We start from the raw sequence: 19,291 nt of genomic DNA, 5'->3' as shown, positions 1-19,291 counted from the left end.
GGGTGGACGATCCGAACGGATCGCCCACCCCCGTTTCATCTGCCGGATGGGCCCCTCGTGCCGCCCTACCGTCCCGGGCCGGGGAAGAAGGGGGCGGCGCGAGGGGGCCCAGAGCCACTGAGCAGGGCCGGGAGGCTTCCTTGCTTGCCCGGCACGGCGCAGGAGGTGCGCGTCGCCGTCGTTGCCTCCCAGACGCGTTTTGCGGCGTGCGTCCGGCGGGTCATGTGTGGGGGCCGGCCCTCCCCGTGCCCTGGAGCAGCTGAGGGCGCACAAAGCAAGGAGGACCCTGGTCGGCCTAGGCCGACCAGGGTCCTCCCGTTGCTGCTTGACCGCTACTTGTTCTGTCCCGCGCCCTGGGTGACCTTGTCGGAGGCCGTGGAGCCTCCGTGGCCGTTCTCAGAGCCCTGGACGCCGTGGGTGGGACCGTCCCCGTTGTGAGAGCCGTGGTGCAGGTGGTGGCCGCTGTGCGGCTCCACACCCACGAAGGAGATGTTGTCCCTCGTGTACCAGTCGGCCAACCGGGCGCGCAGCTTGCCCATGAGGCTGCGCGACGCGGGGGACTCCACGCCGTTGGCGTTGGCGGCCGGCGTCTCGATGCGCGGAGTCATGGACTCCTTGCTCTCCAGGACGTGCACCGTCTCCGGCGAGGACTCCTTGTGGACCTCGACGAACTCGCCACCGGGGAGTTGAGCGATCGTGCCGCTCTCGTAGCCGTGCTCAAGGGTCTCGCGGTCGCGCCGCTGCATCCCCAGGCAGATCCGCTTGGTGATGATGTAGGCGATCACCGGTCCCACGAAGATGCCGATCCGGAAGATCCACGTCGTCGTGTAAAGGCTGATCTCGAAGGTGTGCGACAGGATGTCGTTGGACCCCGCGAGCCAGAGCAGCCCGTAGAAGGTGATGCCCGCAGCGCCCAGACCGGTACGCACCGGGGCGTTGCGGGGGCGGTCGGCGAGGTTGTGCGGACGCTTGTCGCCGGTGATCCACGCTTCCACGAACGGCCAGGCAGCCAGCCCGCCGAACAGGATCCCCATGAAGCCCAGTCCCGGGATCAGCACGCCCATCGGGATCGCGTAACCCGCGATCGTGATGTCGAACCAGTTCGGGAAGATGCGCAGAGAGCCTTCCAGGAAGCCCATGTACCAGTCGGGCTGGAGGCCCGCGGTGATGGACGTCGGGGTGAACGGCCCGAACAGGTGGATCGGGTTGATCTGCACGAAGGCGCTGAGGCCCACGATCACCGCGAAGGTGAAGAAGAAGAACCCGCCGGCCTTGATGGCGAAGGCCGGGAACATCGGGGTTCCCACGACCTTCTTCTCGGTTCGGCCCGTTCCGGGGTACTGGGTGTGCTTCTGGTGCCACAGGATCATGAAGTGCGCGGCGATCAGCGCCAGCAGGATGGCCGGGATGACCAAGATGTGCAGGCTGTACAACCGCGGGATGATCACCTCGCCGGGGAACTCGCCCCCGAAGAGGTAGAACGACGCGTAAGTGCCGATCAGCGGCAGGGCCAGCAGCACGCCCTGGAAGATGCGCAGACCCATGCCCGAGGGGAGGTCGTCGGGCAGCGAGTAGCCGAAGAGGCCCTCGACGATCGCCAGGGTGAAGATGGCGACGCCGATCAACCAGTTGATCTCGCGGGGCTTGCGGAAGGCGCCGGTGAAGAACACCCGCAGCATGTGGATCACCAGGGAGGCGACGAAGATCAGCGCCGCCCAGTGGTGGATCTGGCGCATCAGCAGTCCACCGCGTACATCGAAGGTGATGTGCAGGGTGGAGGCGTACGCCTCGCTCATGCCCACGCCGCGCAGGCGCTCGTAGGAGCCGTCATAGACGATGTGCCCCATGCTCGGGTTGAACCAGAGCGTGAGGAACACGCCGCTCAGCAGCAAGATGATGAACGAGTACAGCGCGATCTCGCCGAGCATGAACGACCAGTGGTTCGGGAAGACCTTGCGCAGGTTCTTCTCGCCCATCTTCGCCAGATGGAACCGGTCGTCGATGAAATTGCCGACTCCCCGCATCGCCTTCGGCGCCTGCGGTGCTTGGTTGTCGCTCATCAGTTCTTCACCTCGGCGTCCCAGAAGGTCGGGCCGACCGGGCTGGAGAAATCTCCGGCCGCGACGAGATAGCCCTCGTTGTCCACTCTAAGCGGTAGCTGCGGCAACGGGCGGTGGGCCGGTCCGAAAACGACCTCGGCGCCGTTGGAGGCGTCGAAGGTCAACTGGTGGCACGGGCACAGGATCCGGTGCGTGGTGCGCTCGTAGAGCGCGGCCGGGCAGCCCACGTGGGTGCAGATCTTGGAGTAGGCGATGATGCCCTCGTGCGTCCAGTCGAGACGCTGCTGGTTCATCTGGGGCCCGAAGTCGTCGGGGTCCATCTTGATGAGCAGGATGACGGTCTTGGCCTGGTCGTCCAGGCTGAGCCCGTGGTCCCCGTCGTGCGCCTCCGGCAGCGCGCTGATCATGCCGCCGGTCTCGCTGAGGTCCTCGGCCTTGATACGGCGGCCGGTTCCCTCGACGACGATGTGCAGTCCGTCTTCCCACAGCGTCAACTTGAGCGTGTCACGCGGAGCGGGACCCGTGTCGCGCAGCAGGACGATCGGGGCCAGGCCCAGCGGGGCCATGGCCAGCAGGAGCGTCCGCCGCATCAAGGGGCGCTTGGTGAAGCCGCTCTCATTGGCGCTGCGCATGAAGAACTCGCTGAACGAGCTCTTCTCCTTCGGCGGGGAGGGCAGCTCGTCGTAGGGCGAGGCGACCTCGTAGTGGGGCAGGATCTGGCGTGCCCACACGGTCATGCCCGCACCGATGGCGAACAGCGACAGGGCCAGGGTGCCGCCCATCAAGGCGTTGGCCAGCTGCGCCGTGGCCGGGTCGGCGATGACCGGCTCGTTGGCGGCGTTGGGCGCGAACGAGAAGTAGCTGACGAAGAAACCGACGCCGGCCAGGAACGCGATGAGGAACCACACCGCAGCGATCTTCTCGCCCCGGATCTGGGTCTCCTCGGGACGCGCGTGCGTCTCCTCGGCCAGGTAGGGCCCCTCGTGCTTGCGGTGCGGTTCCTCCTTGCCCGCCACCAGCGCGTCGCCACCGCCGGTGGGCGTACCGATCACCCGCTCGCGGGGTTCCTCGGAACCGTTGCCGTTGCCGTTGTCAGTGTTGTTATCAGTCATGTGCTCGCTGCTTCGCGGTGATCCAGATCGCGCACGCCACGATCAGGCTGATGCCGACAGTCCACCCGATGAAGCCCTCGGCCACCTGGCCGACGCGGTTGAGCCCGAAGTAACCGCCGGCGTTCGGCTCGTTCTCCAGGTCCACGATGAACTTGATCAGGGACTGCTTCTCGCTGGAGCTGATCGCGCCGCCCTCGCCGCCGACCTCGTCGTTTGAGTCCTGGAAGACGGGCATCGCGCCGGGGCCGGTGAGCATGGCCTCGTAGATCTGACGCGGGGTCGCGCTGTTCAGGTCCGGGGCCCAACGGCCGTCGGTCAGGGCGCCGCCCCCACCAGACCAGCTGTGGCAGTGCGCGCAGTTGGTCATGTAGAGCTTCATGCCGGCCTCGGTGTCGCCACCGCCGGTGTACTGCTCCAGGGAGGACTGGTAGAGCTCAGTGGCCTCCTCGTAGTCGGCCTCCGACTCGAAGTCGGCGCGCTTGGGCTTGTCGCCGGGGACGTTCACGGGAATGCCGGGTCCGCCGCCGAACTGCGCGTCAACGTAGGCCGCGATGTCGTTGATGTCGTCGCGGCCGTACATGGCCGGTTTGCGAGGCATCTGGGCATCGGGGTTGGCCGAAGGCATACGCCCGGTGCTGACCTGGAAGTCCACCGCAGCGGCGCCCACACCGGTCAGGTCCGGTCCCCAGGCGCCGGCGTTACCGGCCTCGGTCTTGGTGATGCCCTTGCCGTCCTGCCCATGGCAGCTCGCGCAGCTCTGGTTGAACAGCTCGCGGCCGTTCGCCAGGTCCACGTTGGCCAGGTCGGACTCGGCGCTCGCGTTCTGCGCCTGCGCCGGACTGGTGGCGGGGGCCACGAAGGTGTACCCCACCCCGAAAAAGGCCAGCGCGATGATGACGACGACATACCCCGCAAGGGGATGCCGTCGCCGCGCGGTAATCCATTTCACGGTTTCCCCGTTCGGGTTACTGAAGTAGGTAGATGGTTGCGAACAAAGCGATCCAGACCACGTTGACGAAGTGCCAGTAGTAGGACACGACGATCGCGCTGGTCGCCTGCTGGTGAGTGAAGCGCTTCGCGGCGTACGTGCGTCCCAACATGATGAGGAACGCGATCAGACCACCGATGACGTGGAGACCGTGGAAACCCGTGGTGAGGAAGAACATCGAGCCGTAGGCACTGGACTGCAGGGTCAGTCCTTCGTGCACGATCAGCTCGTAGTACTCGTATGCCTGGCCGACGATGAAGATCGCGCCCATGGCAAAAGAGATGTAAAACCACTTTCGGAGCTTCTTGACATCACCGCGCTCCGCGGCCCAAACGCCGAACTGCGCGGTGAAGCTGGAGGCCACCAGGATGATGGTGATCGTCGTGGACAACGCGACGTTGAGGTGCGCGTCAGGCCACGCACCCAGGTCAGGGTTGCCCTTGGTCACCGATCGGATGGTGAAGTACATCGCGAACAGCGCTGCGAAGAACATGAGTTCGTTGGCCAACCAAACGATGGTGCCAACGCTCACCAGGTCAGGTCGCTTAGCCGCACCATGCACTGGTGTCGGTCCTGTTTCTTGGTTCGCGGTTGCTGTCGCCACGCCAGCATTATTGCGCTATCTGACGGGGGGCGTTGCACGACCCCCCGTAACGCGCACAATGGACCACGCCGCGGGCGTCGTCGGGCGTTGATCTCGTCAGACGCGCCGTGACGTCCCCGTTATCACTCCGAGGTCCCCGCGGCGGTTGCTGTTTCGGACCGGCCCTATCGCGCTGACCCGTCAGGGAAAGGCCGTCGTCCGCCCGCGGGGGGTCGCACTATGGGGTGCTGTATGCGGGCCCGCCGGCCCGCCCTGTGTTCGTCCCTGGCATCCTGTCGTCCTCCGGGCCTTGAGGCAATAGGCTCGGGGTGGGCACACCCGGCCAGGCCCGGCGGGTGTGGCGGCGGCTCCGCCGGGGTAACACGGGAGCGCCGATCCTGCGCAGACCGGCGTCCCCAGCGTGGCGCGGGGTCCGCGACAACCGAAGAGGTCACGGCGTGGTGTCGGCGTTCAGCGCGTCGAGACCCCTCAGGCGGATACAAGGACGGTAACCATGGCCGACACCGGCACCGAGAACACCGCGAAGATGCGTGTCCTCGTCTACAGCGACAATGCCTCGGTCCGGGAGCAGGTACGCCTGGCGATCGGGCGGCGCCCCGCGATCGATGTCCCCAAGGTCGAGTTGGTGGAGTGTGCGACCGCTCCTGCGGCGATGCGGCGCCTTGAGGACGCCGCGATCGACGTCGCCATCCTGGACGGGGAGGCCAAACCCGCGGGAGGGATGGGACTCTGCCGTCAGGCCAAGGACGAGATCTTCGACTGCCCGTCGGTGCTGGTGCTCATCGGTCGCCGCGACGACGGTTGGCTGGCGACGTGGTCCCGGGCCGACAAGGTGGTCAGCCACCCCATCGACCCGGTCGCCCTCGCCGAGTCCCTCGCCGAACTGATGCGCGACCGCGCACGTACGCTCGCCCCCGTGCAGTAGCGCCGGGGCCGATCCACAAGGACCGCACCACACCGATGTCACCACTGTCGGCCGCCGCGCCTCCGCGCGGCGGTGCTCCCACGCTCCGAGCCTTTCGCGGCGCGCTGCGCCACGGCGCCGACACCGCCCGATGGCGGTGCCGGTCCCTCCCGCGCGCGTTGCGACGCCCCGCCTGAGCGGCCCACGCGACTCCGGGACACATCCGTGACGTTCCACGAATTTCCCACCGGTGACATCGAGGATCCCAAGTGACTGCACGAACCTGGCCCGAACTCGTCAACGCGCTGCTGGGCGGCGCCTCCCTGTCGGGAGCCGACACCGCGTGGGCGATGAACGAGATCATGTCGGGCTCGGCAACCGACGCCCAGATCGCGGGCTTCGCAGTCGCCCTGCGCGCCAAGGGCGAAGCGGTGGCGGAAGTCTCCGGCCTGGCCCAGGGAATGCTGGACCACGCGGTGCCGGTCACGGTGCCGGGGTTGACCCTGGACATCGTGGGTACCGGCGGAGACCGTGCCCACACGGTGAACGTCTCAACGATGGCGGCCATCGTCGCCGCCGCGGCCGGTGCCCGGGTCGTCAAGCACGGCAACCGTGCCGCGTCGTCCTCCTGCGGTACGGCCGACGTGCTGGAGCGGCTGGGCGTGGTCATCGACCTCGCCCCCCGCCAGGCCGCGACGATGGTGGAGAAAGCCGGGATCACTTTCTGTTTCGCCCCGTTGTTCCATCCGTCGTTGCGTTACGCGGCCAAACCGCGGCGCGAACTCGGAGTGCCCACCGTCTTCAATTTCCTCGGACCGCTCACCAATCCCGCGCGGCCCACCGCTTCGGCAATCGGGGTGTTCGATCCCCGCATGTGCGGTGTCATCGCCGGGGTGTTCGCCGACCGCGGGGTGCGTGCGCTGGTCTTCCGCGGTGACGACGGGCTGGACGAGCTGACGACGACCACCACTTCCGCGGTATGGGTCGTGGCTCAGGGGCAGGTCCACGAGGAGCGGTTGGATCCTGCTGACCTCGGCCTGCCGCGCGCGCAGCCCGACGCACTGCGCGGCGGGGACGTCGAGTTCAACGCCCAGGCGGTGCGCGACTTCCTGGACGGGCGTACCGGTGCGGTCCGCGACGCGGTTCTGCTCAACGCCGCGGGCGCGCTGGCCACCGCGGACGGCGTGTCCGGGCCGCTCCTCGACGCGTTGCGCAGCGGACTGGAACGCGCAGCCGAGGCAGTGGACTCGGGGAAGGCCAAAGCCACCCTCGACACGTGGGTCGAGACCAGCCAGTCCCTGGCCAAGCGGGGCTGACCCGCGACCCTTGCTTTCCGCAGACCCATCCGTTTCACGGGCGGATCTGCGGAAGCGGCGGGTCACATTCCCAGGGAGAACGCCGACTCCAGATCGTGGTGGGAGTAGGCGTGGAAGGCGATGTGGGTGTCGGAGGACAGCACCCCCGGGACCTTGTTCACCCTGCCCGGGATGACCTGGGCGAGCTCTTCGTGCTGACGCACCCGCACCAGCGCGATCAGATCCACCCCGCCGGTCACCGAGTAGACCTCGCTGACCCCTTCCAGGTCGGCGATCGCCTCGGCGACCTCCGGGATGCGGTTGACGTCTGCCTTGATCAGCACGATTGCGGTGACCACGGGTTCTCTCCTCGAATTCGCTTGGGATCCGGGTGTCTCAGTGCACGTCGGACAGGCGGGCGCCCGAGCGCCAGCGGACCCGGTAGATCAGCAGTCCACTGGTGAGTCCGGCGATGAAACCATAGACGTGCGCACCATAGGCGGTGTTGTTCTCGGCGTCGGGGGAGATGCTCAGGCTGAGGTACAGGAAATACTGCAGCGCGAAGTAGGCCCCCACCATGAGCCATCCCGGCAGCCGCACCGGGATGAAGCCCAGGACCAGTGTGATGACCCTGCTGCGGAACTGCACCACCAGGTAGGCGCCCAGGACTCCGGAGATCGCACCGGAGGCGCCCACCATCGGAGTCGTACCGATGCCTTCGCCCAGAACGAACCCGTAGCAGGCCACAACACCCGACAGCAGGTAGATGGCCAGGTAGCGCAGCCGCCCGAGGCGGTCCTCCACACACGGGCCGAAAACGAAGAGGTACACCATGTTGCCGAGGAGGTGCAGTGCTCCACCGTGCAGGAACATCGAGCTCACCGACGACATCCACGGCACCTTGGTGTACTCCCCGACGGGGCAGCTGGTGAATGCGGCTGCCTGCTCCGCCGTCAGCTGCCTCCCGGTCAGCAGCTCGGTCGGGAAGGCCGCCCAGTGCAGCAGGTAGACGTCCACCGAGCACAGCCGCGCCCCCAGTTCCGCGCTGTACCAGACGGCCAACTGCGACATCGGTGACAGCAGGTAGACCGTGACGTTGGCGGCGACCAGCAGGTAGGTGACGATCGGTATCCGGCGCACCGGGTAGTCGTCGCTGAGTGGGATGCCGGCCATCGAACCCTCGTCGTTTTAGGTGGGGAGCTGTCGGTGAGCGTGGTCCCGGTCACCGCTGGGTGAAGGGTGCGGCCCGGTCCCAGTCTGTCAGCCCCAGGTACTTTTGCGCGCCGTTGAGCGGGCTCGCCCAGTCGTGTTCCAGTTCCAGCAGCCGCACCAGTGGGCCCTCCAACCAGCGCAGCACGCATTCGGTCTCGGCCGCACTGGCCCTGGGGGCCGGCCCACGGCCCGGAGCGACTGTCTCGGCGGTGTCCACCAGTGCTTTGAGAAAGGAATGCGGATCGGAGCCCGGGGGCATTCGTGCGGTCCCGGCGAGCCGTCCGTGGCGTACCACGCACAGTTCCCAGTCGGGGCCGTCCGGGCGTGCGGCTACCAGGTGCGCCACCGTCGCGATCGCCTGCAGGCGCTGGGCGCGCGTCGCGCCTTTCACGAACGCCGCCAGCCGGTCGCGGTGGACCGCGGCCTCCTCGTAGCGCAGTTGCCCGGCGAGGTCGGCGATGTGCGCGGTGAGTGCCTCCACCACTGGGGAGACGTCGGCCGACATCGCGTGGGCCGCGGCTGCGGTGTGCGCGGAGTACTCCTCGACGTCCTCCGCCCCTTCGCACGGCGCGCCGCAGCGTCCCATCCCGGCCAGTGCACAGGCTCTGACCGGTCGGGACGCCTTGATGCGCTGGGTGCACTGGCGGATGCGAAACGTCTGGTGCACCGCTTCGCGGGCCAGCTCGGCCTCCCGCACACTGGAGAAGGGGCCCAGATAGGCGTGGGCGTCGCCGTCGGTCCTGCGCACGACCGACAGCCGCGGGAACGTCTCGTGCGTCAGTTCTACCCACGGCAGCCGTTCGGCGTTGCGTGAGCGCCGGTTGTAGGTCGGACTGCGCTCGGTGATCAACCGCAGTTCGCGCACCTCGGCCTCCAGCGCGGTTCCGCACACGATCGGGGTGACCCGCTCGGCCAGTCCGACCATCTCGCGCACCCGGGAGCGGGTCTCGGAGGCGGTGAAATAGGACTGTACGCGTTTGCGCAGGTTGGTGCTCTTGCCGACGTAGAGTGCCGCACCTGCTGCGTCCTCGAACACGTAGACGCCCGGCTTCTGGGGGAGGCCCTCGGCCAAATGCCGTTTGCCCCGCTGGGCCGGTGTCGGGGCGCTGCGAAAGGACCGCAGTTCCTCCCAGGTCTGCACCCCGTAGGGGCCCAACCGCTCGAACAGGCCGTGCAGGACTCCCGCAGTGGCCCGCGCGTCCGCCAGTGCGCGGTGCGTCGGCTGGTCGGCGGTACCGAAGAAACCCGCCAGGGTGGCGAGCTTGTGGTTGGTGATCTCGTTGCGCGACACCAACCGACGGGCCAGGGGCAGGGTGTCCAGTACGGGGTACCCCGGCCAGTCCACATCGTGGGCGGCGCAGGCGGACTTCAGAAAACCGATGTCGAACGGAGCGTTGTGGGCCACCAGGACGATGGTGGGATCCGGCCCGACGAACGACAGGAAGTCGGGCAGCACTGCTGCGACCGGGGGAGCGGAGTCGACCATGGCCTGGCTGATCCCGGTGAGCAGCGTGATGAACGGCGGTACGGGTTCACCGGGGTCCACCAGCGTCTCGAACTCTGCCAGGACCTCCCCTCCGCAGACTTTGACCGCGCCGATCTCGGTGATGCCGGCTCCGCGGTCAGGGCGCGAGCCGGTGGTCTCCAGGTCCACGACCACAAATGTCGTGGCGGAGAGAGGGGTTCCGAGTTCGTCGAGGGTTGCCTGCATCGGCAGGTGGGGTTGGGCCACCCGGTCAGGGTACGCGTGGGTGCGGACGCGGGCGGGTTCGGTCGGCCAGGTCGTCCATGAAGGCGCTGCCCCGCCCGCGCTCCCCAGCCTCCTCCCAGCGCGACCGTGGAAAGATGAGGGACGCATCATTCGTTGATCCGCACCGGGGATTCTCGGCGACGGCCGTGTTCTCCGGGTACTTTCGCGCGCCTGGCAAATAGGGTCGGAACCCATGGAGGAGGACAAGGCTGTGAGCATTTCGGTGCCGACCGGTAACCAGAGGTGGCGCTGCAAGCAGTGCGGGAACCTGACGCGTTTTGACGTCACCCGTACGGTCCGTGCGCGCGACTACCTGCACTTCGACCTGTCCGGGGAGGGGCAGGTGGAGGAGCGTGAGGTGCTGGCCGAAACCGTTGAGCAGGTGCGCTGCCGCTGGTGCTCAGCGGCCGACTCCGTTGAGTTGGTCGATCGCCCCGCCGCCGATGAGGCTGCCAATGGGTCCGGGAGCGTGGCGCACCCATGAGCGGCGAGAGCGAGGGGGAGGAGCCGGCCGAGACCGCCCAGGAGTCCGCAGGCGAGTCCGCCGGTGCCGAACGTCCGGCCAGACCGCTGCCCGAGGCCGTGCGTGCCCGGGTCATCGAGTACGGCTCGGAGATCCTCGGGGTGTTGCCCGCTGGCGACCTTCCTCCGATGTTGCGCAAGGTCGCCCGGTTCGAGCCGAGGCGCCGTGCCCGGCTGGCCGGCCCGCAGATCGCTGCGCAGTTGGAGAGCGACCCCCAATTCCGTGTCCAGGTCGCCGAACGGATGCGTCAGGCATGGCCCCAGTTGGCCGAGGAGATCACGGAGGGCGAGATCCCGCCGGCAGCCGATCCGGTAACGGTGGCCGCCACCGCCTACCTCCTGCGGCCCGAGGGCTGGGCGGCGATGGTCGACAGCCTCCACACCGAACTGGAGCGTCAGGAGACCGCGAAAGAGGCCGACGCCACGGCCGAGGAGGTGGCGCAGCTCCGCGACCGTCTGGAGGAGACCAAGACCGAGCACCGTGCCGAGTTGCAACGACTGCGCACCGACCTTCGCGATCACAAGTCCGAGATCACCGAGCTGCGTCGCAAGGTCCATGTCGAGCGGCAGCGTGCCAAGGAGGCGGTCGCCTACGCCAGGAAGATCGAGGCCGAGGCGGGTGACCGAAGCGGAACCGCCGCGGCCCAGGTCAGTTCGGTGGAGGCGGAGAACCGGCGGCTGCGCAACAAGCTCGCTGCGGCCGAGGCCCAGGTGGAGAACGCCCGTCGGGCCGCGCGGGTCGGCCGCAGCGCCGAGGAGTCGCGCCTCCGCGTGCTCATCGACGTGCTCCAGGACGCGGCCCATGGGCTGCGCCGTGAGCTCGCGCTGCCCACGTCGATCACGTTGCCCGCCGATCTGATCGCGGACGAGACCCAGACCCGTTCGACCGGGGTCCCCGCACGGGGCCTGCCCGACGACGACCCCGGTCTCATCGACCGGCTCCTGGTCATGCCGCGCATCCACCTGCTGGTGGACGGTTACAACGTCACCAAGACCGGATACGGGACCCTGCCGCTGGCCGACCAGCGCAGCCGGTTGTTGGCCAGCCTCGAAGGGTTGGCGAGTCGGACCAAGTCCGAGATCACCTGCGTGTTCGACGGTGCGGAGGTGGAGGCACCGCTCGCGTTGTCGGCGACCAGGCGGGTCCGCCTGCTCTTCAGTGACCCCGGCGAGACCGCGGACGAGCTGATCATCCGACTGGTTCGAGCTGAACCGGAGGGGCGGCCGTTGGCAGTGGTCACCTCGGACAAGGAGATCGTGTCGGCCGTGCGCCGCGAGGGTGCGCGCACGGTCGCCTCGGCGCTGCTGCTTCGCCGGCTCGACTGAAGCCGGGAAAGGTCTGTCGTTCGGACCGGCCGGATGCTATGGGGAACCGCTGAATGTCGGCCATGGCACATCGGTCGCTTTTCCGGTGAAATCCGTCGGGTGCCCGGATGGCGTAGGGTCCGTGGTCCACAACCGCGCTGCCGTCCGACGGCGCTCTGAAGAGGCCCGATCGGTGCCGGAGGGTCCGTCAACCGGTGATGAAACGGACGATTCGGATGGGTGGTGCGCCCCCGGGTGGGGCGGATATCCCGTTGTGTCCGCACCGATGGCCGACGCTCCTGGTTGAGCCTGGGGGAGCGTTCCGCTAGGTTCTATCCGGAGCCATGGACGAGCGCCCGATGGTTGTGACATTCGCGCCCCTGGCTCACGCGTCCTGTTCGCGGACGCACATCCCCCTCTTACCCACCTCTCAGCGGACTTGATCAAAGGAGCGTGTACCGCCCATGACCAACAACGGTGGACGGCGCGCGGCCCGCCGGATCGCGGCCGGCCTCAGCGTCATGGCGGCGGGCGGTCTGATTCTGCCCGCCGGTGTCGCACACGCCGACCCCACTCAGGAAGAGGTCGAGCAGACGCTCGAGGACCTCAATGAGGAGGTCGGCAGCATTGTCGAGGAATACAACCAGGCCAAAGAAGAGTACGACACGGTCAAGAAGAAGGCCGACGAACTCGACAAGCAGGTCGGTGACGAGGAAGAGCGCTACGAGGAGCTGCGCGACAGTGTCGCGGCCTTCGCCAGCGCGGCCTACCGGTCCAACAACCTCGAATCCACCTCTAGCCTGCTCACGGTGGAGAACCCCGAGGACATCCTCGACCACTCCGCCGACATCGGCTACCTCTCGGAGAACCAGCAGAGCCAGCTGGACGAGTTCGAGGGTTCCTCCGAGCGCCTGATCAAACTCAAGCAGGAGAACGACGAGCTCCTGGTCGAGGCCAAGAAGCAGAAGGACGAGCTGGAGGAGAAGAAGGAGGAGGTCGAGGCCAAGATCGCCGAGCAGGAGGAACTGCTCGAGCAGTTCCCCGATGCGGACCCCAGCCCCAGCGGTTCGGCCGACGGCAGCGGTGCTGTCGGCGGGAGCTACACCGGTTCGGCCTCGGGCAGTGCGGCCAGTGCCCTCGACTTCGCCTACGCCCAGATCGGTAAGCCCTACGTCTACGGCAGCGCCGGCCCGGGCAGCTTCGACTGCTCCGGTCTGATCATGCGTGCCTGGGGCGCGGCCGGCGTCTCCCTGCCCCGCACCACCTACGGGCAGGCCGAAGCCGGACAGCGGGTCAGCTACGACGCCATGCAACCCGGCGACATGATCTTCTTCTACGGCGGTCTCACCCACGCCGGCCTGTACGCGGGCAACGGCCAGATGGTCCACGCCCCGCGCACGGGCAAGAACGTCGAGGTCGTTCCGTTGGCCGGGTACTGGGACGGGCAGTTCCAGTTCGCCGTTCGCCCCTAGAGGTTCGCCCCTCCAGTCGTGTGACCTGCGACTGAGGGGGTTTCCTCTTCCCGATGGCCTTCTTCGGGCGGCCGGGCCGGGGAGACGCTGTTCACATTATTTCAGGCGCGATCGCGGCCTGTGGGAGACCTCCCGCGGGCCGCGATCGCTGTTCCAGGGCTTGCCGATACTGGGCTGCGCGATTTTCGGACGAACGTATGTCTTAATTATGGCTTTTGCGAATACTGCCATCAAAATAACGAATTGGTTGAGATGGGGGGTGGGGATGCACTATGTTCATCGCCGAGTGGAGTCGTCATTCTCGCCATCACCAGGATGGCAGCGACCCCTCCCGCCGAACTCCGTGACGCACTCGCAATCCATCCCAGCGCGCGGAGGCCGAAGAACCTCCTCAACGGCCCGTACCCCCACCAGTCTCGGGCCACACGGGCAAGTTCCCTTCCGGGTGAATCAGCGCCGGTTCGTGCCGGGGCTGTAGGGCCCCCTGTTCAGCAGCCCGAACCCACGCAGTCTTGTCTCGGTAGGCGGAGATGGGAGAAAGGTGTGCCACAACCGTGGATAAACGCCATGATCGTGGCTCTTACCGTCGCCGGCTGGCGGCCGTAAGCGTTCTCGCCGCAGGAGGACTCGTCGTCTCCCAGGGTGTGGCCTTCGCGGATCCCACCGCGGCCGACGTCCGGGAGAAGATCGAGGAGTTGGAGGCCGAGTTCTCCGGCCTCAACGAGACCTACAACACGGCCAAGCAGGACCACAAGGCCGCGAAGAAGAAGCTCGACGAGATCAAGGGTGACCTCAAGGACACCCAGGAGAGCTTCGACGACCTGCGTGGCTCGGTGCGCACGCTGGCCAGCGCCGCCTACAGCGGCGCCGACTACAGTTCCCCGGTCTTCCTGATCGGCTCCAGCGGCCCTGAGGACATCCTCGCCCAGGCCGCGGACCTCGGTTACCTCTCGGAGAACCAGCAGAGCAGCCTCGACCGCTACGTCGAAGAGCGCGACAAGCTGGAGAAGCTCGAAGCCCAGGCCGAGACCACCGAGCAGGAGGCCCAGGACAAGCTCGATGAGGCTGAGGAGGCCAAGGAGCAGGGCGAGGCCAAGATCGCCGAGCAGGAGGAACTGCTCGAAGAGCTCACCGCCGAAGAGCGTGCCCAGGCCACGGCCGGGGTCGGCGACGCAGGAGTGAGCAACGCGGGCACCGGCGGAGGTGGCTCGTCCTCCTCGGGGGGTTCCTCCTCAAGCGGTGGGGCCAGTTACGACGGGCCGGCGACCGGCAACGCCAAAACGGCGTTGGACTTCGCCTTCGCCCAGGTCGGCAAGCCCTACGTCTGGGGCGGAACGGGGCCTGGCGGTTACGACTGCTCGGGCCTGACCCAGGCTGCCTGGCGCGCCGCAGGCGTGAGCCTGCCGCGTACCTCCCAGCAGCAGTTCGGTGCCGGACAGCGCGTCTCCTGGGACAACCTCCAGGCAGGGGACCTGCTGTTCTTCTACGGCTCTTCGCCCACGCACGTGGGGATGGCCACCGGAGACGGCCGAATGGTGCACGCCTCCACCTCGTCCAAGCCGATCGGCGTGGTGGACCTGAGCTCCTACTACCGTGGCGTGTTCGTCGGAGGCATCCGGCCCTAGCCGCCGCACACGACGGTGCCCCGCCTCCCTGGCAAGGGAGGCGGGGCACCGGTCGTTTCGGGGCCGGCCGGGGCGCCCTTCGGGCTTCTCGGCTCCCGAACGGGTCAGGCGGAGTAGAGCCGGTCGATCTCGTCGCCGAACTGTTTGGCGATGACGTGCCGCTTGATCTTGAGGGAGGCGGTCATCTGCCCGGACTCCTCGCTGAAGTCCACGGGCAGGATGGTGAACTTGCGGACCGACTCGGCCGTGGAAACCGCCTTGTTGCCCTCGTTCACCGCCTCCTGCACGGCCGCGCGCAGGTCGGCGTCGTCCACGAGGTCGGCGATGGAGCCCGTCTTGTTGTTCTGCTTCTTCCAGAACTCCAGTGCCTCGGCGTCAACGGTGATCAGCGCGGAGACGAAGTTGCGGTTGTCGCCGACGACCATGCACTGGCTCACCAGGACGTTGCCCCGGATCCGGTCCTCGATCACCGCAGGGGCGACGTTCTTGCCGCCCGCGGTCACGATGATCTCCTTCTTGCGGCCGGTGATGCGCAGGTAGCCGTCCTCGTCCAGGCTGCCCAGGTCGCCGGTGCGGTACCAGCCGTCTTCGTTGAACGACTCAGCGGTCGCCGTGGGGTTGTTCCAGTAGCGCCGCATCACGTGGTCGCCCTTGGCGAGGATCTCGCCGTCGTCGTCGATCCGGATCGCGGTGCCGGGCAGTGCGCGTCCCACGCTGCCGATGCGGTTCTCCTCGGGGCCGTTCACCGAGGTCGGTGCGGAGGTCTCGGTGAGGCCGTATCCCTCAAGGACGGTGAGCCCGATCCCGCGGAAGAAATGGCCGAGCCGGTCGCCCAGCGCAGATCCGCCCGAGACCGCGTGCTTGGCCTCGCCGCCCAGCGCGGCCAGGATCTTGCCGTAGACGAGCTTGCTGAACACCGCGTGCCTGGCACGCAGGCCGAGGCCCGGCTTTCCGGCGTCCAATGCCTTGCTGTAGGCGATGGCGGTGTCGGCGGCCGCGTGGAAGATCCGCCCCCGTCCCTCCGAGGTGGCCTTCTGCTCGGCCTTGTTGTAGACCTTCTCGAACACCCGGGGCACGGCCAGCAGGAAGGTCGGTTTGAAGACGCCCAGGGTGTCGATCAGTTCCGGCCCGGTGCTGGGGAAGTGGCCCATCACGGTTTTTGATTCCACACAGCCGAGTTGGATCAGCCGTGCGAAGACGTGTGCCAGCGGAAGGAACAGCAGGGTCGCACGCCCCTCCATCGTGAAGATCGGCTTGAGGGGCCCCTCGATGACGTTCCGGATGTCGAAGAGCAGGTTGCGGTGGCTCAGTTCACACCCCTTGGGGCGCCCGGTGGTGCCGGAGGTGTAGATGAGCGTGGCGAGATCGTCCGGCGTGCCGGCGGTGCGGCGCTCCTCAAGGGTGGAATCGGCGATTTCGGTCCCCGTCGCGACCAGTTCCTTGAGAGAGCCGCCCTCGATCTGCCAGGTGTGCGCGAGCTCGGGGAGTTCGGAGCGGAGAGCGGCCACCCGCTCGGCGTGCTCGCCGGTCTCCACGAAAACGGCCTTGCTCCCGGAGTCGCCGAGGATCCACGTGAGCTGCTCGTCGGAGGAGCTCTCGTAGATCGGCACGACCACGCCCCCCACGCTCCAGACGGCGTAGTCGATGACCGTCCACTCGTAGCGGGTGCGCGAGATGAGTCCGACCCGGTCCCCGTGACCGATACCCGCTGCGATCAGCGCTTTGGCGATTCCCACCACGTCGTCGTGGAACTCCTTGACCGTGACGTTGTGCCACTGGCCCGATTCCTGCCGCTTGAACATCACGGCGGAGGGCTCCTCCGCGGCACGGGCGAACACGGTGCCGGTCAGGCGCGCGTCGGGGGAAAGCTCGACCTTTGGCGGACGGGAGTACTCGCGCACTTGTTCAGCTCCTGCACTAACTGGGGTACACAAGGGGACGTGATGACGGTAACAAGTTCCGCCGACAGCTGGTAGAACCGGTTCTCATTCGGTATTGGACGGTGATCCCCGCTTGAGGGCTGGTCACGCGACCCCTGCCGCGCGATACCCGTTCGATCGGGAATCACTGCGGTACCCGAGGCCGGAGAAGGCCAAGTATGCACGGATCAGAGAGGTTTTGTGGCCTTTGTCCTCCTGGTTCGGCGGAGGAGGTGGGTCTCGGGCCGATTCCGCGGGGCGCGTGTTGTGACCGCCGCCCTCGTGAGCGAAGGTGGGGCGCATCCACCCCGACCTCCAGTGAGGAAAACCGCCGATGAGCGACCACACCAGTTCCGCCGTCACGATCAGTGCGCCTCCGGCCGACATCCTCGGCGTGATCGCGGACTTCGCGTCCTATCCCGACTGGGCCGACGGCATCAAGGCCGCCGACGTCGTGGAGCACGGGGCCGACGGGCGCCCCGCGCGGGTGCGTTTCACCATCGACGCCGGACTGGTCAAGGACACCTACACCCTCGGGTACTCCTGGGACGGGCTCGGAGTCAGGTGGGAACTGGTGGAGGCGGGCAGCGCGCTGTCGGCCATGACCGGTTCCTACACGTTGGCCGAGCAGTCACCGTCGGCCACCGACGTCACCTACGAACTGTCGATCGCCCTGCGCGTACCGGTTCCCGGCATCATGCGGCGCCGTGGCGAGCGCCAGATCGTGGACACCGCGCTCAAGGGGCTGCGGCGGCGGGTCGAACGGGGGTGAACCGCCCTGAGGCCGTATCGGGGATTCCCCTGGTTTCGCAGGAGGGCGGAACTCCTGGCGGCCACGGCCGGTTAACGTGACAGCAGAGACCACGAACAGGCAGGTGACCCATGGCTCAGCCCACTCCTGATTCCGGGAATTCCTCGGACATCATCGACGACGCCCTCCGGCTGGTCAACGCGCTCCAGCGCAAGCTCATCATCGCGGGCGTACGCAAGGGGGTCTCCAGCATCGCCTCTCCACCACCGCACAAGGGCGACGTGTGGGAGGAGGCGGTCAAGGAGGAGCCCGCCGCCCCGCAACCGCTGCTCGACCAGGTGGTCGGTATCGCACGTACGACCCTGCCGGAGGTCGGCCGCCATCTCGGGCAGGCCGGAACGCTGATGTTCGGCGCCTTCGGGCGCACCCTGTCGGCTGTGGAGCGCTCCTTCCAGGAAAACGCGGCCCGGCGATCGGACGAGGAGACACCTGACAACGTGACCCCTCTCAAACCGCGCGACTGATCCGGAGCCGACTCGACCCGCAGGCCCCGCAGTCTCCGGCTGCGGGGCCTGTGCGGTGTCCCAGTCTTTTCAACCATGGCGATTTCGCCCATTATGGGGTGGGTCACGGTTGCCGTACCCCCATAGGGGCAGACGGGCGCGGCGGTCGTCCGGCTCCGTTGCGGGCCGTGCGCAGGCCACCCGAACGCCATCGGAGGGGCCACCGGTATAGTCCAATGGTTTACTCCAATTGATTCGCCCCTGGCGGCGCGCGAACGCGGGTCGGGCATGCAACGTGAAAAGGAGCCGTCCATGCGGTTGACGATCGGCGTGGACATCGGCGGCACGAAGGTGGCCGCCGGCGTTGTTGACCCGGACGGTCGGATCCTGGAGAAGGTCAAGTACCCCACCCCTTCCATCAGCAGCGACGCCATCGCCGACGTCGTCTGCGACGCCATCGAGGAACTGCTCGCCCACTACCCGCAGGGGCAGATCGAGGGGGTGGGAGTGGGAATGGCGGGCTTCGTCAACGAGACCCGCTCCACCGTCGTCTTCGCCCCCAACCTTGCCTGGCGCGGAGAACCGCTCAGGGAGCGTATCCAGCGTCGTGTCAACCTCCCGATCGTCATCGAGAACGACGCCAACGCCGCGGCCTGGGGAGAGGCGCGCTTCGGCGCGGGGCGCGGTGTCGGCCATGTGGTCTGCGTGACCCTCGGTACCGGAATCGGTGGTGGGGTGATCATCGACCACCAGTTGTTCCGCGGACGATACGGGATCGGGGCCGAGATCGGGCACTACCGGATCGTCGCCGACGGTCGTCGTTGTGGTTGTGGCAACCGCGGCTGCTGGGAGCAGTACGCCAGCGGGCGAGCACTCGTCGCAGAGGCCCAGGACCTGGCCAAGACGGCACCGCTGCGGGCCGAGCGGCTGCTCAAGTCGGCTGAGGGCGACCCCGAGCGCATCCAGGGCCAGGCCATAACCGAGGCCGCCCTCGCAGGAGACCCCGCCGCCCTGGAGTGCTTCCGCGTCGTCGGCGACTGGGTGGGACAAGGGCTGGCCGACATGGCGGCGATCCTCGACCCCGAGCGCTTCGTCATCGGTGGCGGTGTCTCCGACGCCGGCGACATCCTCATCGGCCCGGTCCGCGAGTCGTTCGCCCGCCACGTCACCGGTCGCGTCGTGCGCACCCTCGCCGACATCCGGGTGGCCGAACTCGGTTCCGAGGCCGGCATCGCCGGAGCCGGAGACCTGGTTCGCCTCTGAGGGCCG

At 67.6% G+C, this 19,291-nt stretch carries 17 protein-coding genes; 9 read left to right on the top strand and 8 right to left on the bottom strand.

Annotation, left to right across the window (positions count from 1 at the left end):
* Positions 1 to 332 precede the first annotated feature (332 nt).
* Genes qcrB through ctaE form a run of 4 tightly spaced genes read right to left on the bottom strand, consistent with a single transcriptional unit; the run spans position 333 to position 4,722 of the window.
* Complete coding sequence (gene qcrB / locus AC0VYP_RS16700) at positions 333 to 2,060, bottom strand: cytochrome bc1 complex cytochrome b subunit (protein ID WP_285756950.1); 1,728 nt, start codon at positions 2,058 to 2,060, stop codon at positions 333 to 335.
* Positions 2,060 to 3,172: a cytochrome bc1 complex Rieske iron-sulfur subunit gene (gene qcrA / locus AC0VYP_RS16695; RefSeq protein ID WP_475470617.1), complete on the bottom strand. Its 1,113-nt coding sequence runs from the start codon at positions 3,170 to 3,172 to the stop codon at positions 2,060 to 2,062. The genes qcrB and qcrA overlap by 1 nt, the downstream gene beginning before the upstream one ends.
* Positions 3,165 to 4,121: a cytochrome bc1 complex diheme cytochrome c subunit gene (qcrC, locus tag AC0VYP_RS16690; protein WP_285756948.1), complete on the bottom strand. Its 957-nt coding sequence runs from the start codon at positions 4,119 to 4,121 to the stop codon at positions 3,165 to 3,167. Before qcrC ends, qcrA begins: the two co-directional genes overlap by 8 nt.
* A 16-nt stretch (positions 4,122 to 4,137) precedes the next feature.
* Positions 4,138 to 4,722: an aa3-type cytochrome oxidase subunit III gene (gene ctaE, locus AC0VYP_RS16685; RefSeq protein ID WP_475470615.1), complete on the bottom strand. Its 585-nt coding sequence runs from the start codon at positions 4,720 to 4,722 to the stop codon at positions 4,138 to 4,140.
* A 535-nt stretch (positions 4,723 to 5,257) separates the two neighbouring features.
* On the opposite strand from ctaE, the gene AC0VYP_RS16680 reads away from it, so the two are divergent.
* Both AC0VYP_RS16680 and trpD read left to right on the top strand, forming a co-directional pair.
* Positions 5,258 to 5,689 (top strand): helix-turn-helix domain-containing protein, encoded by a 432-nt coding sequence (locus AC0VYP_RS16680; protein ID WP_285756947.1) that lies wholly within the window; start codon positions 5,258 to 5,260, stop codon positions 5,687 to 5,689.
* Between the two features lie 248 nt (positions 5,690 to 5,937).
* Positions 5,938 to 6,984 (top strand): anthranilate phosphoribosyltransferase, encoded by a 1,047-nt coding sequence (trpD, locus tag AC0VYP_RS16675; protein WP_475470613.1) that lies wholly within the window; start codon positions 5,938 to 5,940, stop codon positions 6,982 to 6,984.
* A gap of 62 nt (positions 6,985 to 7,046) precedes the next feature.
* Here the strand turns inward: trpD and AC0VYP_RS16670 are convergent, their stop codons facing one another.
* From AC0VYP_RS16670 to AC0VYP_RS16660, 3 genes are read right to left on the bottom strand one after another with little or no spacing between them, the layout of a single operon-like run.
* Complete coding sequence (locus tag AC0VYP_RS16670; protein ID WP_285756945.1) at positions 7,047 to 7,322, bottom strand: Lrp/AsnC family transcriptional regulator; 276 nt, start codon at positions 7,320 to 7,322, stop codon at positions 7,047 to 7,049.
* A gap of 37 nt (positions 7,323 to 7,359) precedes the next feature.
* Entirely contained in the window at positions 7,360 to 8,136 is a 777-nt protein-coding gene (locus AC0VYP_RS16665) for a rhomboid family intramembrane serine protease (protein WP_285756944.1), read from the bottom strand.
* A 49-nt stretch (positions 8,137 to 8,185) separates the two neighbouring features.
* A complete protein-coding gene (locus tag AC0VYP_RS16660) occupies positions 8,186 to 9,907 on the bottom strand; it encodes a DEDD exonuclease domain-containing protein (RefSeq protein WP_475470612.1) in 1,722 nt (573 codons plus the stop codon).
* A gap of 229 nt (positions 9,908 to 10,136) precedes the next feature.
* Between AC0VYP_RS16660 and AC0VYP_RS16655 the strand changes: the two genes are divergently transcribed.
* The 4 genes from AC0VYP_RS16655 to AC0VYP_RS16640 all read left to right on the top strand — a co-directional run bounded on the left by AC0VYP_RS16655 (position 10,137) and on the right by AC0VYP_RS16640 (position 14,849).
* Positions 10,137 to 10,409, top strand: a complete 273-nt coding sequence (locus AC0VYP_RS16655) for a hypothetical protein (protein WP_285756943.1) — start codon at positions 10,137 to 10,139, stop codon at positions 10,407 to 10,409.
* Positions 10,406 to 11,773, top strand: a complete 1,368-nt coding sequence (locus AC0VYP_RS16650; RefSeq protein WP_475470610.1) for an NYN domain-containing protein — start codon at positions 10,406 to 10,408, stop codon at positions 11,771 to 11,773. Before AC0VYP_RS16655 ends, AC0VYP_RS16650 begins: the two co-directional genes overlap by 4 nt.
* A gap of 443 nt (positions 11,774 to 12,216) precedes the next feature.
* Positions 12,217 to 13,224, top strand: a complete 1,008-nt coding sequence (locus AC0VYP_RS16645) for a C40 family peptidase (protein ID WP_285756941.1) — start codon at positions 12,217 to 12,219, stop codon at positions 13,222 to 13,224.
* Positions 13,225 to 13,778: 554 nt separating this feature from the next.
* Positions 13,779 to 14,849 (top strand): C40 family peptidase, encoded by a 1,071-nt coding sequence (locus tag AC0VYP_RS16640; protein ID WP_285756940.1) that lies wholly within the window; start codon positions 13,779 to 13,781, stop codon positions 14,847 to 14,849.
* A 104-nt stretch (positions 14,850 to 14,953) separates the two neighbouring features.
* On the opposite strand, the gene AC0VYP_RS16635 is transcribed toward AC0VYP_RS16640, so the two are convergent.
* A complete protein-coding gene (locus AC0VYP_RS16635) occupies positions 14,954 to 16,750 on the bottom strand; it encodes an AMP-dependent synthetase/ligase (RefSeq protein ID WP_475470608.1) in 1,797 nt (598 codons plus the stop codon).
* Between the two features lie 352 nt (positions 16,751 to 17,102).
* On the opposite strand from AC0VYP_RS16635, the gene AC0VYP_RS16630 reads away from it, so the two are divergent.
* From AC0VYP_RS16630 to AC0VYP_RS16620, 3 genes are all read left to right on the top strand, one after another.
* The gene (locus AC0VYP_RS16630; RefSeq protein WP_285756938.1) at positions 17,103 to 17,540 is read left to right on the top strand and encodes an SRPBCC family protein; all 438 of its coding nucleotides are present in this window, start codon (positions 17,103 to 17,105) and stop codon (positions 17,538 to 17,540) included.
* A 110-nt stretch (positions 17,541 to 17,650) separates the two neighbouring features.
* Entirely contained in the window at positions 17,651 to 18,043 is a 393-nt protein-coding gene (locus tag AC0VYP_RS16625; protein WP_475470606.1) for a hypothetical protein, read from the top strand.
* A 291-nt stretch (positions 18,044 to 18,334) separates the two neighbouring features.
* On the top strand, positions 18,335 to 19,285 hold the full coding sequence (locus AC0VYP_RS16620; RefSeq protein WP_475470604.1) for an ROK family glucokinase: 951 nt from the start codon (positions 18,335 to 18,337) through the stop codon (positions 19,283 to 19,285).
* The last annotated feature ends 6 nt before the right edge of the window (positions 19,286 to 19,291 follow it).

The organism is Nocardiopsis sp. iso_186 (genome assembly GCF_056173365.1).
Note: the sequence above shows the minus strand (reverse complement) of the source record. Positions and strands in the feature narration are given on the sequence as shown.